This is a genomic window from Nostoc sp. (assembly GCF_036917575.1).
Lineage (GTDB): Bacteria > Cyanobacteriota > Cyanobacteriia > Cyanobacteriales > Nostocaceae > Nostoc.
In genome coordinates, this window is sequence record NZ_JBALDC010000039.1 from 153,258 (window position 1) to 168,823 (window position 15,566).

14 protein-coding genes are annotated in these 15,566 nt (G+C 39.3%); 3 read left to right on the forward strand and 11 right to left on the reverse strand.

The features are described from left to right. Nucleotides 1–403: 403 nt before the first annotated feature. From V7K79_RS09380 to V7K79_RS09405, 6 genes are all read right to left on the reverse strand, one after another. On the reverse strand, nucleotides 404–1,009 hold the full coding sequence (locus tag V7K79_RS09380) for an exopolysaccharide biosynthesis protein (protein ID WP_335046873.1): 606 nt from the start codon (nucleotides 1,007–1,009) through the stop codon (nucleotides 404–406). A 117-nt stretch (nucleotides 1,010–1,126) separates the two neighbouring features. Beyond that, entirely contained in the window at nucleotides 1,127–2,011 is an 885-nt protein-coding gene (locus V7K79_RS09385) for a lipid kinase (RefSeq protein ID WP_335046875.1), read from the reverse strand. A gap of 949 nt (nucleotides 2,012–2,960) precedes the next feature. After that, nucleotides 2,961–3,137, reverse strand: a complete 177-nt coding sequence (locus tag V7K79_RS09390; protein WP_335046877.1) for a hypothetical protein — start codon at nucleotides 3,135–3,137, stop codon at nucleotides 2,961–2,963. 49 nt (nucleotides 3,138–3,186) lie between these two features. Continuing rightward, nucleotides 3,187–3,603 (reverse strand): alternative ribosome rescue aminoacyl-tRNA hydrolase ArfB, encoded by a 417-nt coding sequence (gene arfB, locus V7K79_RS09395; RefSeq protein WP_335046878.1) that lies wholly within the window; start codon nucleotides 3,601–3,603, stop codon nucleotides 3,187–3,189. Nucleotides 3,604–3,650: 47 nt separating this feature from the next. Further along, nucleotides 3,651–3,905, reverse strand: a complete 255-nt coding sequence (locus V7K79_RS09400; RefSeq protein ID WP_335046879.1) for an RNA-binding S4 domain-containing protein — start codon at nucleotides 3,903–3,905, stop codon at nucleotides 3,651–3,653. Between the two features lie 300 nt (nucleotides 3,906–4,205). Beyond that, nucleotides 4,206–4,472 (reverse strand): hypothetical protein, encoded by a 267-nt coding sequence (locus V7K79_RS09405; RefSeq protein WP_335046881.1) that lies wholly within the window; start codon nucleotides 4,470–4,472, stop codon nucleotides 4,206–4,208. Nucleotides 4,473–4,776: 304 nt separating this feature from the next. Between V7K79_RS09405 and dpdE the strand changes: the two genes are divergently transcribed. Then, nucleotides 4,777–8,088: a protein DpdE gene (gene dpdE, locus V7K79_RS09410; protein WP_335046884.1), complete on the forward strand. Its 3,312-nt coding sequence runs from the start codon at nucleotides 4,777–4,779 to the stop codon at nucleotides 8,086–8,088. Nucleotides 8,089–8,342: 254 nt separating this feature from the next. Here dpdE and V7K79_RS09415 read toward each other — a convergent pair whose 3' ends face one another. Beyond that, on the reverse strand, nucleotides 8,343–9,404 hold the full coding sequence (locus V7K79_RS09415) for a glycosyl hydrolase (protein ID WP_335046886.1): 1,062 nt from the start codon (nucleotides 9,402–9,404) through the stop codon (nucleotides 8,343–8,345). 204 nt (nucleotides 9,405–9,608) lie between these two features. On the opposite strand from V7K79_RS09415, the gene V7K79_RS09420 reads away from it, so the two are divergent. Further along, entirely contained in the window at nucleotides 9,609–10,412 is an 804-nt protein-coding gene (locus V7K79_RS09420) for an oxidoreductase (RefSeq protein WP_335046888.1), read from the forward strand. A gap of 63 nt (nucleotides 10,413–10,475) precedes the next feature. On the opposite strand, the gene V7K79_RS09425 is transcribed toward V7K79_RS09420, so the two are convergent. From V7K79_RS09425 to V7K79_RS09435, 3 genes are all read right to left on the reverse strand, one after another. Then, nucleotides 10,476–11,495, reverse strand: coding sequence for a tRNA dihydrouridine synthase (locus tag V7K79_RS09425; RefSeq protein WP_335046890.1), 1,020 nt, complete (start codon nucleotides 11,493–11,495; stop codon nucleotides 10,476–10,478). A gap of 379 nt (nucleotides 11,496–11,874) precedes the next feature. Further along, nucleotides 11,875–13,227 carry a serine/threonine-protein kinase gene (locus tag V7K79_RS09430; RefSeq protein WP_335046891.1) on the reverse strand — a complete coding sequence of 451 codons (1,353 nt, stop codon included), beginning with the start codon at nucleotides 13,225–13,227 and terminating at the stop codon, nucleotides 11,875–11,877. Between the two features lie 238 nt (nucleotides 13,228–13,465). After that, complete coding sequence (locus tag V7K79_RS09435) at nucleotides 13,466–14,056, reverse strand: flavodoxin family protein (protein WP_335046893.1); 591 nt, start codon at nucleotides 14,054–14,056, stop codon at nucleotides 13,466–13,468. A 268-nt stretch (nucleotides 14,057–14,324) separates the two neighbouring features. Between V7K79_RS09435 and V7K79_RS09440 the strand changes: the two genes are divergently transcribed. Next, nucleotides 14,325–14,822, forward strand: a complete 498-nt coding sequence (locus tag V7K79_RS09440) for a GNAT family N-acetyltransferase (RefSeq protein ID WP_335046895.1) — start codon at nucleotides 14,325–14,327, stop codon at nucleotides 14,820–14,822. A gap of 53 nt (nucleotides 14,823–14,875) precedes the next feature. Here the strand turns inward: V7K79_RS09440 and V7K79_RS09445 are convergent, their stop codons facing one another. Continuing rightward, nucleotides 14,876–15,436, reverse strand: coding sequence for a hypothetical protein (locus tag V7K79_RS09445; RefSeq protein ID WP_335046896.1), 561 nt, complete (start codon nucleotides 15,434–15,436; stop codon nucleotides 14,876–14,878). Between the last annotated feature and the right edge of the window lie 130 nt (nucleotides 15,437–15,566).

Here is a 15,566-nt window from a genome sequence, read left to right on the forward strand (position 1 = left end):
AAATCAATTCCCCAGCTATCCATTTTTTTTTCAATTCTTCCTGATATGGCAATAACTAAAGTGGATATATAAATAGTAGATGCACCTTAATTAAATCATAGCTTTCAGCTTTTAGTTGAAGGCTTTTTTTTATTAATGATAATTTTTTTATTCAATCAAAAAATAAATTAGCTTAAAAGTATAATTTTCCCGGATATGGCAATAAATAAAGCGGATTAATAAATGGTAGATGCACCTTAATTAAATCATAGCTTTCAGCTTTTAGTTGAAGGCTTTTTTATTGAAAAAAATAATTTTACTCATAAGTATAATTTTCCCGGATATGGCAATAAATAAAATGGATTAATAAATGGTAGATGCACCCTAAGAATTACAGCCCTCAGCCAAAAGCTGGAGGCTTTTATTATTTCAATATTGATGGCAGCAAACTGGGAGCTAACCACACAGCATAACCAATAAATCCAAACAGCAAGGTAATCAGAACAGTAATGCCGTAGCTGATGCAAATTAATAAACCATCAGATTCGATGGTGGCAACAGTAAAAAGTAAAATACCGATAGTGGGGATAGGATTTGTAAGCGGGATTGGTAATATTAGCAGTACTGTTAATAAAGAGATACAAAATCCATTAATTCGCCAAACTAAAGGATTATAAGCTATTTTTGCTAATCGGGGACGGGCGATTTTCTGAAAAACCTTGGTAAGCCGTCCCAAATTTTGCAAAAGTAACTGGGCGAAGGCACGAGGAAATTTGTAGTTAGCGATTCTTTTCGGTAGCCAAGGCGATCGCCTTCCTAAAAGCATTTGCACTGACAACAGTAAACAAGCACCACCAAATGGACCAGTTAATCCCGGTGGCATAGGAAATAAAAAAGGCAAAACTAATAATGTAATTACCAGGCTAAAGCCCCGTTCTGAGGTTTCTATCAGAATATCACCTAGAGTTAGAGGTTGTTCAGCTAGGCGTTGTAACAGGGACTTTATATCTTGAGAAAATCTCAGATGCATTTGGCGTGAGTTGATGCGAGTTCCCACTTTGTAGTAAAGAAAGATGAGGGAGAATAACTTCTAAACTTTGCCAATTTCAGATTTTGGGTTGAAGGAAAATCTAAAATTGAATGACTTCTAACTCCTACTTTTTCGGGGTACAAAAACAGCTATAGCTTTAGGTATAACCCGAAAATGAGCAGGTGTGTAGGTAGTGATTTCACCATCTGTATTGATAGGGCGTGGTTTGCGAGTATGTACCTCTATTTCTTGACCTTGATAGGAGCGTACACTCCGCCAATGTATATGTCGCCCTCGTCGCATTGAAGGTAGTAATAATATAACCTGCCACCAGTGTTCAATCTCCAAGCTATAAAGGTCTAGTCTTTGATCGTCTATTGTGGCATCGTCAGCCACTGCCATACCACCACCGTAATAGCGGCCGTTACCCACAGCAATTTGCACTGTTTTGACGCGAACAAATTTACCGTTGATGCCAATCTCTGCTGTAAAAGGTCTAGCTTCCAAAATCACTTGCAATGCAGTAGCAGCATAAGCAAATACTCCCCAACGGCGCTTAACTTCTTTGGTGAGTCGTTGGGTAATTTTTACACTCAATCCCATACTGGCAACGTTAAAAAAGTGCTTGTCATTTACACAACCCAAGTCGATGCGCTGTAAATGTCCATCTGCAATAATTTTGCAAGCTTCATTGAGGGAATTTGGGATTTCCAAAGTTCTTGCTAGATCGTTGGCAGTTCCCAGAGGTAAGATTCCTAAAGGTAACTGAGTCTCAATTAAAGCATCTACTGCGGCATTTAGAGTACCATCTCCTCCGCCAATAATTACCAAGTCAACTTGATGCTTGTAGCGAAGTATAACTTCAGCAAGATGTTTGGGATCTTCTGTAGACTCCTCAATTAAATCAAAATCAAGTGTTTTCAGATATTGAATCGCTTCCGATAGACCCTTTTGTCCTTGGCGAGCATGACGATTTACTAACAGCAGTGCGCGGGAACTCATGGGTGGTACCTTTTATTGTTGATATGTCCAATTATCCGCATCTATGTATTCTGCTTGATGTTGACTAGAAAAAAGTGTTTATGCTTTTATGAAAGTTATCAGAAATTCATTTTCCTAATACTTATTATATTGTGACTATTAGTTTTTAATTTTTCTTTTTCTTTAGTTTAGCTCTACTAACACTCAGTGTGTTTAACTTCAGCAAATATAATTACTACTCACCAGATAAATAAAATTTATGTATTATTTATTAATAAATAACGAGCTTTTTAAATATTATTATGCTAAATACAAGGGATATTTTCATTAAAATAAATACATATACAGCAGATCGCAAGTTAATGAAGTACAAAAACACCCCTCCCTAACCCTCCCCTTATAAAGGGGAGGGAACAACATTTTTTCTGTTTCCCCCCGTTTATTGGGGGGATTAAGGGGGATAGTTCGACTTGTGTATATACGGCTTTACAAGGAGAGCCACTGCGTTGCGGAGGTTCCCTGCGTTGTAGCAAGTGGCGTGGTATTAAGGGGGGTAAAGAATATACTTCATTTAGATGCAAAATGCTGTATGTATATAGCAGATTGAAACTTGGTGAGGTACAAATTATTTGTAAGGGCACAATATTGTTGTGCCCTTACCTGTGTACATGATTTACTTGAAAAAATCTGTATGCAGCGCTCCTGTGTTGAATCTAATACAATATTAGTTGCTTGCTTAACGGGGGTACATCCCGCAATACATTAGCTCTCTTACTAACGTTGAGGAGTAAGATTTAAAGTCTATTTTCTTTTAAGAAATTGTTATTATAATTGTTTAATTATTGGTTGAGAAAGCAATTGTATTTGTCAACTTATACTGTGACAGATTAACAATTGTCCAAGCTAAAGCGATCGCACCTTGGAAACGGCTTTTTTGGATAAATACCTATCTGCATTTTTAATTTCGCTTTTATGACTTTTTCGGGTCGGTGTCGCCGCCAATAATTGCTTGAAACGTGTCCCCTAGTAAAGATAAAAACGCCCCAACTAACACTACAAGCATTAAACTAGCAAGGGCGGCAAAGGGAGAGATGATAAACAAGATTAAAAGTGCAAACACCAATATATTTAGTAATGTTTTATTCATCTTTTTTCATATTGAATTATACGTGTATTTTTTACAAATAACAGATAAATCAACAATCTGTCACCTGTCTTCTGTTAGATTTAACCTGTGCGTGCTTACTTTTGTGGTCAAGACGTTTTCTTTGAGAACTGCGAGTTGGTTTGGTGGGTTTGCGTTTGATTGTCACGACAACTGCGCTTTGAATGAGTTCTTGAAGTCGTCTCAATGCTGACTCACGGTTGTTCTCTTGGCTTCGGTGTTCTTGAGCTTTAATTACAACTACTCCTTCTTGGTTAATGCGTCGATCATTAAGCTTTAAAAGCTGTTGTTTATAATAATCGGGTAATGATGAAGCAGCAATATCGAAGCGTAAGTGGATCGCAGTAGAAACCTTATTTACATTTTGACCTCCTGCTCCTTGGGAGCGAATCGCAGTAATTTCAATCTCAGTCTGTGGGATGATAACTTTATTGGAAATTTGCAGCATTACTTACAAGGCAAAAGAAAAACTTTTAAATTTGGGATAAACTTTCTCTACTCGGTTTGTTCGGTTGAATCTATCATTACATCTGGGTCTTCATTGTTGTTCAAATTCACTTCTAAAGTCTGTCCTTGAATTGTTACTTTATCGCCTGGTATTAGTCGCCGTCCTCGTCGAGTTTCTAGCATACCGTTTACTTGGACATCGCCACCTTGAATCATCAACTTGGCTTGACCTCCAGTTGGCACTATACCCATCAACTTTAAAAATTGATTTAACTTAATTGTGTTGTCTCTAATTTTCTTCATAGTAAATAAATGTACATAATCTTAATTGTATCGTGACCTTCTCAAGCCAAATGTTTAGGAGGCAGGAGGAACTTACCCTTAAAAAAGTGGTGTTGAAACATTTTTTATACCTTGCTGCAAGTATATAGCGGTTCCCGACCTAGTGAGGTACGTTTTCAAAGCTACTAACCTTGGTAAACAATATTTTGGTGTACCTCAGTAGACTATGAAACGCTATAATTATGTGTTTGAATGGCTTTTAAACTCAAAACTAAAGTTTTAATTGATACTCATTACCTCCTGCCTTTCTTTGTAAATCTGTTACACCACATAATCAGCTAAATACAGCATTTGATTAATTCGTGGCAAATTAAATTTGGCAATCCCTGCAATGCCATCGCGTCGGCTGACAATGCCATCGCGTCGGCTGACAATGCCATCGCGTCGGCAAACAATGCCATTGCATCGGCTGACAATGCCATTGCGTCGGCTGACAATGCCATTGCGTCGGCAAACAATGCCAATGCGTCGGCTGACAATGCCTATGTGTCGGCAAACAATGCTATTACGTCGGGCTGCGCTTAACAAAGTTATGCTTTTTACGCAAAAACTTTACCGATAAATGTGAATTTACACCAGTTTTCATTTAATTGAACTGTATATGTAATAAAAGCACAGCAATGCTGTACCTCTACTGCATGGTGTATTTACCTGAAAATTGCTAATTTTATTAATTACCTGTGGTGGAGCGTGGGCATAGCCCGTCGTAGATATCGCTCTAACAAAAACTGTAATACCAGTTATTATCTATAATGTTGATCGACAAAACTGCCAGATATAGGCTAAAAACTAGTCTGGAAGGTTCTTTTAGTGTGTTCAGGGGACTGGATCTATGATTAAGCTTGGTTTATTGGTACAGTCCCAGAATAACTCTTTGGGTATCGGAAAAGTTACAGAAATATCTGATACCAATGCAAATGTTGAGTATTTCTGCTCTATAGGGCAACGTCTCCAAAAAACTTTACCTCTAAATTCTCTCTCTCAAGTCAAGCTGGAACCCCAGGCTCGATGCTATATTAAGTCCCAAACTCAAGATAAATGGATAGTTGGCAGAGTTTTTATCTGGGATGAAGATACAGAAATGTATCAAATTGATTTACCAGATAAAAAAACTGCGATCGCTTCTGTTGAAGACATTTACGTTCGTTGTAATCTACCAAATACAGACCCTATCCAAACTCTGGCGATGAAGAGTCATGAAACGCCCTATTTTCATGACAAAAGATTAGCTTTCGTGAAATCCTTGATTCAGCAACGCGCTGTGAGTCGTGGGATGACAGGACTGATTTCGGCAAATATTAATCTTTATCCTCACCAAGTTGAAGTAGTGCGGCGGGTATTGGAAGACCCAATTCAACGTTACTTGTTAGCAGACGAGGTGGGACTCGGAAAAACCATCGAAGCGGGTGCGATTCTGCGTCAATTCCTTCTCGATGAACCGAAAAAAGGTGCGGTGGTGATAGTTCCGCAATATTTGCTCAAACAATGGCGAGCTGAGTTAGAAAACAAGTTCTACATCTCCCATTTTCCCAAACGGGTAGTGGTGCTAGCGGTTGAAGATATCCATAAAATCAATCTGAAAGCAAAGATAGGTTGCTTAATTTTAGATGAAGCCCATCATATTGCAGCAATGGCGACCTCTAAGGATGCAACAGTGCGCCAGCGTTTTCAGACTTGCAAAGAACTTGCTCATAAAAGCGATCGCTTACTTTTATTATCTGCCACTCCGGTTCTCAATCACGAGCAGGATTTTTTGGCAATGTTGCACTTACTCGACCCGACAACCTATAAACTGGGCGATTTAGCAAGTTTCCGCACCAAAGTTGAAAGCCGTCAACAAATTGGTAAACTTCTGCTTTCTTTTAAAGAAGGTGCAGAATCAGAAGTTCTCAAAAGCAACTTGCAGCAACTACGAAACCTCTTTGCGAAGGATGAGTATTTACTAAAGCTGGCGGATGATTTAGAAAATTGTTTACAAGCGAATTCTACCAAGCAAGAGCAAATCATCCAAGCAATTCGCGTCCATGTCAGCGATATCTATCGATTACATCGGCGAATGCTTCGCAACCGTCGCGCTGCCGTGGAAGATGTGATATTTGACCGCAACTTTACGCCAAAAGAAGAGTATGATTTAGACGAGCGATCGCTTGATATTCACGAACTCCTCAATCAGTGGCGGAGTGTTGCTCCTGATGAAAAGCAATATCAGCGAATTTTTCTGCTGTTATTTCTCGCTGCTGGTACTTGGTTAGGAATTTTAGAGCAGGTAATTACGGCGCGTTTAACTGCAAAACCTCATGCTAAACTCATCCAAGAGTTTAAAGAAGATGATGTTCGCTTATTAACTACAACCCCTAAATTTTCAGGGGAAGAAGAGATTCTCCAATCCTTACTAAATATTGTTCGTCAACCTCAAGAAGACGGACAACGGACGGAAAATTTGAAAACAGTACTGCTGAATCAGCTAGGTACATACTTCAAAATTCCTGCAAACGTTCGGAAGAATCAAAACGAATTCATCACCAGAATACAGCAGAGAATCAAAAGACCAATTACTGGGGACATTCTGCCCAAATTTGTTGTATTTACTAGTTTTGTGCAAACTTGTGGCGAAATTGTTCGGTATTTATCTAATACCTTTGGTGCAGAGACAATAGCCAGCCATCAATTTGGAGAATCGCCAGACAAAGTTGAGGAAGGCTTAAATAGGTTTAAGGATAACCCAAACTGCTTTATTTTAGTATGCGATCGCTCTGGAGAAGAAGGGCGTAATCTCCAGTTTGCCGATTGGTTAATTCATTTTGACCTTCCTTGGTCGCCTAATCAATTAGAGCAGAGAATTGGCAGACTTGACCGCATTGGCAGCAAAATTGGTATCCAATCTAGTGCCTTGATTGGCCCTTACTTGGAAGATAGCCCTCACAATGCTTGGTATAAAGTCTTAAAAGATGGGTTTGATATTTTCCAACAATCAATTGCCAGTCTCCAGTTTTATGTCGATGAGAAACTTGCAGAATTAGAAACAGTTTTGTTTCAATCCGGTGCTGCTGGATTGTTAGAGATGGTTTCGCCAATTCAAAAGCAAATTGAAACAGAAATAGCCAAAATTAGCGAACAAAATGCACTAGATGAAATTGATGCAAACGATGAAATTGCTACCGAGTATTTTCAAGAGCTAGATAATTACGATGCTCGTCATCTAGAAATTAGGCGAGCAATTGAAGGCTGGATTTGCGACGCACTGGGATTCAGAGGACTTAGTAACCCAGATTCATCAGAGATGCGACGTTATCAACCGACAACGCGTACCTTGGTTCCGATAAATGAGTTAAAAAACCGTTTTGCTGAGAGTTCCCTAGACCAATTTGGTACTTATAATCGCAGAGTAGCAAACCAAAATGCTGGTGTTAAACTCTTTCGAGTTGGCGAAGGGTTTATCGAAGCACTCTTGAACTATATCAACTGGGATGACCGAGGTGAAGCCTTTGCTTTGTGGCGTACTGACGCATCTTGGGACGCGAAAGAAGGAAAGGAATGGTTTGGTTTTCAATGTAATTATGTAGTTGAGGCAAATTTAAAAATTGCCAAACAAGTTTTACTAGATAACAAACTAGATAATTCTCAATTCAAAAACTTACAGCGACGTATTGATGCTCTATTTCCACCAATTATAGAAACTATCTATGTTGATGGTCGCAAAAAGCCAATACGTGCTGTTGAAGATAAAGCTCTTTTAAATATTCTGCAACGTCCATATAAAGATAAAAACAATAATCAAGGACGAGATTATAACCTAGCAAAAGAACGCTTAGGAATTATTGATGATTTTGTTGACCCTAGTAAATGGCAAAATTTTTGCTATCAAGTGCGTAACACTTCTTCAGAATTACTTTCCAATCGTCCCGAATTTATTGACTTGTGCCAAAATTATGCTAATGTTGCCGAAAGGAAATTAGCCAATAGAGTAGAACAATTGCGCCTACGTCTGAATCAGCAAAGTTGGGATAATGCATTAGCTGAAGAATTGAAGATAGAAACTGCTTTAAATGCAGCCATTCTAGAGGGAATTCGCCAGCCGCTTTTAAGGCTTGATTCTGTAGGTTTTATTGTTGTATCGGGGCGATCGCTTGTGCAATTTGAGTGATATTATGTGCGATTAAACAGCTTTGGAAATCAATAGGATTACCAAAGATTTAGAGCTTGAAATCCCCGACTTATTTAAAAAATCGGGGATCTTTTTGTTATGGTGTTATTGATGACATTGCTGTAAAAACATATATAGCATATTTCAAGTAGATGATATACAAAGTGCAGAACTCACACATCAGATATAAAAGTTTGTACTTCCTTCTGAATTCTGCCTTCAAACCCGTAGCTTTGTATTTCATGTAAAAGAAATTAGTATTCACCCCAACGATGCCACTGGTGAAAATCTGTTCCGGCACTCACAGCTAAACCAATTTGGTGCTGTGAAGATAGTTCATCGTGGCCACCTTCGTTTGCGCCAATGTAGTACATACGAAAACTGCCATCATCCATTGCGACTACACAAGGCGTGCCTACAGCCCTTGCATCCCAACGACCAGAACCCTTTTGAGCATGAGAAAAGATAGAACCTCCAACTTGCTGTCCTTGATGTTTTTGCCAATGAAAACCATCGCTAGACACAGCTACACCGATGGAGTGATAACCATTGTTGTTAACACCTTCATAGAACATTACGTACTCTCCGTTTATTTTCAGAACATTGCGAGTACCAATACCTCTCTCATCAAAACTTCCAGGCTCACCTGGTTGTAAAATCTGACCAACTTTTTCCCAATGAAAACCATCGCTAGACACAGCTAAACCGACTAAGAATCCTTTGTCAGGATTTAAGGTATGGTAGTACATTTTCCAGGTTCCATCATCATCAGGCAAGACCTGTGGCCAGGCGCAAAATAAGGCATCAAACTCCCCTGCCTTACCTAAATCGAGAAAAGCTCCTTGATAATTACCTTCCAACCGCACCCAATTTATGCCATCACGGGAGATAGCACAGCCAGGGCGCATATTTAACCCTTTAGCTTTAAAGCTTCCTATCTCAACAACTGTGTGGTCTCCACCGAAATACCACATCCAATAAAGACCATCGTGGAAGTAGACATTGCTTACACCAACATGGGCTGAGTCAAACCGACTAGAATTTTGGTGAGGCTCAAAGACAGCCCCCATAGTTAATAATCCCTGGACGCGTTGCCAATGAATTCCATCATCAGAAATCGCTAAACCACAGCGACCAGTGGGCAAATTGATTTGCCGATCAAACGACGCATCCCGACCGTAATACCACATTTTCCAAGTTCCATCGGGACAGTACAAGACCTGTGGCGAAGAAACTCGTTCGGAATCCCACCAGCCTTCGGCTCCAGGCGTTAAAACCAATCCTGGTTGATGATTTGGGGTTTTTGGATGATTCATATCTAAATCTAAAATCTAACTTAAAAAATCTAACTTATTGAACACTGAAGTTTCATACTTGACAAATTAGCTATTAATCCTATCGCTAAATTAGGTTTTTATTGAGAATCAATAATGAACGAATAAGGTTTATAAAAAACGCGAGTATTAGTCAGGGTGTAGTCCATCGCAATACCAAAGAATTTCCAAACAAAAGGAGAACCGATGACTGATAAAAAGGTCGTACTAGTAACAGGAGCATCATCTGGATTTGGGCAGCTAACTGCTCAAAAGCTTGCTCAAGAAGGTTACTGGGTCTTCGGTACCAGTCGCAAGGAACATCCAACTTTACAAGATGTGGAAATGTTGACACTCGATGTTACCTCTGACTCTTCAGTACAATCATGTATTAAACAGTTGCTCACGCGGACTAATCACATTGATTTATTGATTAACAATGCTGGACAAATTCATGCCAGCATGATTGAGGAAACTTCTTTAGAACAAGCCAAGGAGGTTTTTGAAACCAATTTTTGGGGTGTTGTCCGGGTTAGCAATGCTGTTTTGCCAGCTATGAGACAGCAGCGTAGTGGGCATATTATTAATATCAGTTCAGTGGCAGGATTGATTGGCGCACCAGGTCAAGGTTTTTACAGTGCAAGTAAGTTTGCACTCGAAGGTTATAGCGAAGCATTGAGTGTGGAACTAGACCCCTTCAATATTAAAGTGTCTTTAATTGAGCCTGGTTACTTTAAGACCAACTTCAACCAGGCTATGTTGTCACCCACATTGAATTACGCTGATTACGACAATGTACGCGATGTGATTCGTTCAACTGTTAGTCAAGCAATTGCACAAGGCGACGATCCGGAAAAAGTTGCACAGACGATTCTATTTGCGGCTCGTAGTCGGTTGCCACGATTACGCTATCGTGTTGGCAATGAGGCACAATGGTTGCCTCGCTTAAAAGCAATATTGCCAGATAACTTATTTCGATTTGGTGCGCGTAAGCGGTTGAATTTACCATAAATTACAGCCAAATCTATAACGCCGCGATGTTTGGTTAAGGCAAGTTTTTAGCCAGACACGATATTACACGCTCAAGGAGGGTGCTAGGGCTAAAGTTTTTGTCAAATCGGTAAGGAGAACGCGATCGCACAAGTTAAACAGTTCTGCCTCAGTAGAAGTCTGTCGCATTAACCGTAAAAAATGACCTTCAGTGTCAACATTCAGAGCAATGTAGTTGAGGAACATTTTCAGATAGCCTACGCGCGATCGCTCTGGCATAGATGATGCTGTTGGGGTTTGCCATAAACGATCAATATAGTTGCGTACCTCTGCTAAAGGAACAGGCGCGATCGGCTCGAAACGTAAAGCTTGCCGAATTTGATTAAAAAGCCAAGGATTACCGATCGCCCAGCGTCCTACCATCACACCCGCCGCGCCCGTTTGAGAAAGCACTTCAACAGCAGTTGTTGCCGAGTTGATATTGCCATTAGCCAGCACTGGACAATGGACTTGTCTGACTGCTTCAGCGATCAAATTATATTTCACTGCCCCATGATACATATCTTTGACGGTGCGACCATGCAAAGAGAGCAAATCAATACTGTGGCGATTGATTATATCTAGAATTTTATAGAAATTATCTGTATTTTCAAAGCCTACACGCATCTTCACAGTCAAAGGGCGATCGTTGACAGCAGAACGCAGTTCTCCCAAAATCCGATCTACTTTTTCTGGCAAGAGTAGCAATCCACCTCCAACATTTTTGCGATAAATTCTGGGTGCTGGACAGCCCATGTTCAAGTCTACTCCGGCAATATTATAATTGCAGAGTTCCTTTGCTGTTCTTACTAAGTCTGGAATACTTTCGCCAATCATTTGAGCAAAAACGGGGCGACCTGTGTCGTTTTCGGTGATGGCTGCCAGAATGCTACGATTAAGCCGTGAGGTATCATTGACGCGGAAATATTCGGTGAAAAAATAGTCAGGGCTGCCGTAGTGGGCAATCACCTTCATAAACCAGAGGTTTGTCACATCCTGCATGGGTGCAAGAGCGGTGAGGGGTAGGTGTGGATGGAGCGATTGAGGGAGCGATACCTGGGGCATAAAGATGAAGACAGCGATCAACAAAGCATCACTGTTAAGTTATACCAATTTTAAAAATAATTACGACAGATGGATTAATAGAATCCAAACAGAGAAAGCGATTCCCAATCCAAAATCTAAAATCTAAAATGGTATTAATTGGTATTACTGCACAAATGGAGAGGTTTTGTGTACTTAACGCTAGTACCGCAAGGCAGAAGTCAAAAGTCAAAAGTTAAAAGAATTGTATTTCGGGCTTTTATACTATTTCAAATGATATGTTTATTTACGCCGTGCTGTACTAATACATCTACTATGCTTTCTATAAAAGTTTTTGGAATTAGGCAATATAACAAGTAGGTTTATTAGTAATCTTATCCAACAATCTTTTTTATCAAAACTAACTAATACTACAAGCTGCTAGTTTTTCAGCTAAAGCATCCGGGTAGCGCCACGGTTGAGAACCACCAATCCAAATACGTGAAGGTAAATGACCGATTGGTGCTTTGAGACTAAAATTGAATTCCGAATTGGCATAAGTATAATTGTATAGATGCCAACCAACTTGATTGCAAAAAATTCCATAGTCTCCATTCACGTTTTTGTAAATAAGTGTCTGGACGCTAAAACCAAAGCGTTTATGACTGTAATTCATCCATAAAAGGTCAATGGTCTGCAAATCTTGACAGGGAAGTTTCTCAAGGTCACTACTAAATATATAGCTACCTTTAGACTTTGCTATGGCTTGACATATTATTTCCCAAGTTTCTCGATCTGCTAATTGCCATTTTCCTTTTGCTAATAAATCACGCAAATGCGTATAATCAATAGTAATTGCTGTACGATAATTAGAAATATTTACCAATTTATTTGGTTGTTGCTCCAGCATCTGTAAAACTTCTGTTGCAGATTGGAAGCGTTGTGAAACAGCATTTTGTAGAAGTTTATCTAATATTTCACACAGGTGAACGCTAACAGTATTGTTTGCTGGTAAATGTTCTTGCCATATCCAGCGATCGTTAGTAATATCGAACAAATAAAAGGGAGAAACATTGGTAAGCAAGTAAATGCATGTTACACCCAAGCTGTAAAGATCGCTAGCTGGTAATGCCTTTCCTCGTATTTGTTCGGGAGCAATATATTCTGGACTACCTACTATTGTGCCTGTACTAAGTTGCTTCATGTTATTGGCGAATTTAGCAACTCCAAAATCGATTAAAACAAGGTCTCCTAGAACCGAACGACGCATAATATTTTCCGGTTTAATATCTCGGTGAATTACTTGTCGAGAATGGATAAATTGTAATGTGAGCAATAAACTTTTTAATATTTGCCAAATTTGCGGTTCTGGAAAAACGCCTTGTTTTTGTAATTCTTGAGCGAGTGTTTGTCCATCTACTAATTCCTCAACGATATAAAACTTTTGATTTTGTTCAAAGTGCGCTAGTAATTTGGGTATTTGAGAATGTTTTAGCTCATTGAGACGAAGCGCTTCTTGATGAAATAATTTGACTGCCTTATCCCAAGTCTCAGGATTTTCCTTTTGAAAACATAGTTGTTTGACCGCACATTTGGGTTGTTTTGGAAGATGTTCATCAATAGCTAAAAACGTTCTCCCAAAGCCACCGCGTCCAATCACGGCGAGTGGACGATATCGCTGCTTAAGCAATAATTCCTGACCACAACTATTGCAAAAACGAGAACTGTCAGAATTTTGTGGACGTAGGCAATCAATATTGGTACAGTAGCTCATACTACATGAGTTTTATTTGTTGCAATTACTATATATAAAGTATTCCCATAAGAAGGGCACTCTTATCTAGTAGAAAAGACAGCGATGCCTACGGCGGGCTACGCCTGCGCACTCTGGAAGTTTTAGCATAGTAGTAGTGTACTGGCTATTCCAAGCGATCGCTGCTTTAGTGCAACTTTGACTCTTTGAATTTTTTGTCAGATACAAGGATGCTATAACCAAATATAAGTGTCAAAAGCTACTTAACCCAACGTTTAGTTGCCTCTGCAATACGTTCCCCAAAGCGTAGTGAAGTCAGATAATCACCCGAATTTAGCACTGGTTCTTTGCCACTCATATCGAGTTGACTTTCACCCATTACACCTAGAAATCCTCCTAATCGATTTATCCCATCATCTTTACCAGATAAAAAGCTTTGCAAGTCTCCCACATTTACCCAAATCATCCCATGTTGGGCTGCGTTGGTAGCTAAATAGAGGAGTGTGCCTTGTTTATCGCCACTAGGAGAGCTGGAATGGGTAAAACCCCCAGCGATTTTGTCTTTCCATCCATGTCGGAACCAAACTTCGCTAGCAGCATCAATAAATGCCTTGAACTGAGCTGCGACACCACCCATGTAGGTAGGAGAGCCAAAAACAATTGCATCAGCTTGATTGAGAGTTGCTATTCCCTGCTCATTCTTCCAACGACCATTGACTATCTGCTCTCCAGTAACCCGTAGCAGCTCAACAGTAGTGTCTTTAACTTTACTTGCACCTTCAGCAATAGCTTGGGCCATAAGATGAGTATGACCTGCACCAGAAAAATAGATAATCACAACGCTGGGCATAGGAGGTTTGGTTAAAATTTTGACTGAAACTGAACGAGAAATATCATAAGGATTACAGCTTATAAAGTAAAGTAGTCAATCTTAAAGTCATGCAAATCCCAGCAGGTTTTTTCTGAAGCTATATCTGTGTACTGGAACTTAAGGCTAATCTATTATGTAAAAAAACATAAAAATAGATTTTGTTAGTCTCTAATTTATTCTTCTCTGTTATTCTTCTAAAAGAAAATTCTTTTGCTGCAAGTCTTTCTCTTATTTATGTCAACCAGGTATGTGTCTCAATAATGTAGTGATTGACCGTGCCAGCCTCAATGATGTTACTGAAATCGTCAAGTTGGCCCAAGCCAATGATGCAGAACATGGTGGTATGTTATTAGGTCATCTTGAGCCAGAGGCTGTAATGATGACTATCTCTCAAATGCCGAGCGTTGTAGCCCGTAAAGATGGTCATATTGTAGGATTCTTACTCAGTTGGTCAAAGACAACTGCTAATTTACCAATTATAAAGGTGATGTTACAAGCCTATCCTGGTACAAAAGATGCTTATTTGTATGGCCCCATTTGTGTTGATGAAACTATGCGTGGGCGAGGTATTGCTGCGGTAATGTTTGCTAAGTTGAAAGATTTTCTACCAGAGCGGGAAGGAATACTGTTCATCAAGGCAAACAACAAAGCATCACTTCAGGCGCATCAAAAGATGGGTATGTGCAAGATGACAGAGTTCATCTATGAAGGCACTAAATTTTTGATATTTGCGTATAATAGCTAACTACTTGATAAGTTCTCAAGGCTCTAAGCTTTAGCTTACCAACTTGAGCTAGGTCAATTTGAGTGGTGTCCAATCACTAAACATTCATTTTGGACTCTGGTAAGCATATCGTTAAAAGCTGGAGTATAACAACCATCTTGATCAACAACCTTACGGAGAGTATATTCACCAGCCCGAGAAAGTCCGCCAAACCAAACGTTCTTTCTGTGCCAAATATCTCCATTGAGAGAATTTTTGTCTTGGGACATTGTCAAACTGACAATCGATTTTGAAATTGGTATTCCGAGCAAAATAGGTATAATTTGAGCTTGTTGCAAAGTTTCATCTTCAAACTGAATTTTGTAACTTAGTTGAAACCATTGAACAAAACGTAGTAATATCGAACCTGCAATCGAGTTATGAAAAGTCCACTGTAGCGGTGCAAAAACTGGTAAAAGCAAAGTTATATTTTGTATATCCCATTCTAAATTGTACATAGTAATGCAAGTATCTGGTAGAGGATTGCCATCCAGAAAAAACACACCTTTCAGGGCAGATGGTAAGTTTGTTTCTTTGATTGGAATCATCCAGGTTGCAATATTATTAAGTTGCTTTTTCTCAATTAATTCAACCATATAATTTGTAATTACTTCCTTTGGGCTAAATGAACACCTAAATTTTTAAATAACTGAGTCCGAAAAAAGATGAGTAATCTTACACTAGAAAAAAAGTAAAATCAACTCAAAAAACCATATCAATTACCAA

Bases quoted from the DNA above. Each gene is read 5' to 3' on its own strand.
- V7K79_RS09380 (WP_335046873.1), bottom strand. From the start codon at position 1,009: ATGCATCTGAGATTTTCTCAAGATATAAAGTCCCTGTTACAACGCCTA.
- V7K79_RS09385 (WP_335046875.1), bottom strand. From the start codon at position 2,011: ATGAGTTCCCGCGCACTGCTGTTAGTAAATCGTCATGCTCGCCAAGGA.
- V7K79_RS09390 (WP_335046877.1), bottom strand. From the start codon at position 3,137: ATGAATAAAACATTACTAAATATATTGGTGTTTGCACTTTTAATCTTG.
- arfB (WP_335046878.1), bottom strand. From the start codon at position 3,603: ATGCTGCAAATTTCCAATAAAGTTATCATCCCACAGACTGAGATTGAA.
- V7K79_RS09400 (WP_335046879.1), bottom strand. From the start codon at position 3,905: ATGAAGAAAATTAGAGACAACACAATTAAGTTAAATCAATTTTTAAAG.
- dpdE (WP_335046884.1), top strand. From the start codon at position 4,777: ATGATTAAGCTTGGTTTATTGGTACAGTCCCAGAATAACTCTTTGGGT.
- V7K79_RS09415 (WP_335046886.1), bottom strand. From the start codon at position 9,404: ATGAATCATCCAAAAACCCCAAATCATCAACCAGGATTGGTTTTAACG.
- V7K79_RS09420 (WP_335046888.1), top strand. From the start codon at position 9,609: ATGACTGATAAAAAGGTCGTACTAGTAACAGGAGCATCATCTGGATTT.
- V7K79_RS09425 (WP_335046890.1), bottom strand. From the start codon at position 11,495: ATGCCCCAGGTATCGCTCCCTCAATCGCTCCATCCACACCTACCCCTC.
- V7K79_RS09430 (WP_335046891.1), bottom strand. From the start codon at position 13,227: ATGAGCTACTGTACCAATATTGATTGCCTACGTCCACAAAATTCTGAC.
- V7K79_RS09435 (WP_335046893.1), bottom strand. From the start codon at position 14,056: ATGCCCAGCGTTGTGATTATCTATTTTTCTGGTGCAGGTCATACTCAT.
- V7K79_RS09440 (WP_335046895.1), top strand. From the start codon at position 14,325: ATGTGTCTCAATAATGTAGTGATTGACCGTGCCAGCCTCAATGATGTT.
- V7K79_RS09445 (WP_335046896.1), bottom strand. From the start codon at position 15,436: ATGGTTGAATTAATTGAGAAAAAGCAACTTAATAATATTGCAACCTGG.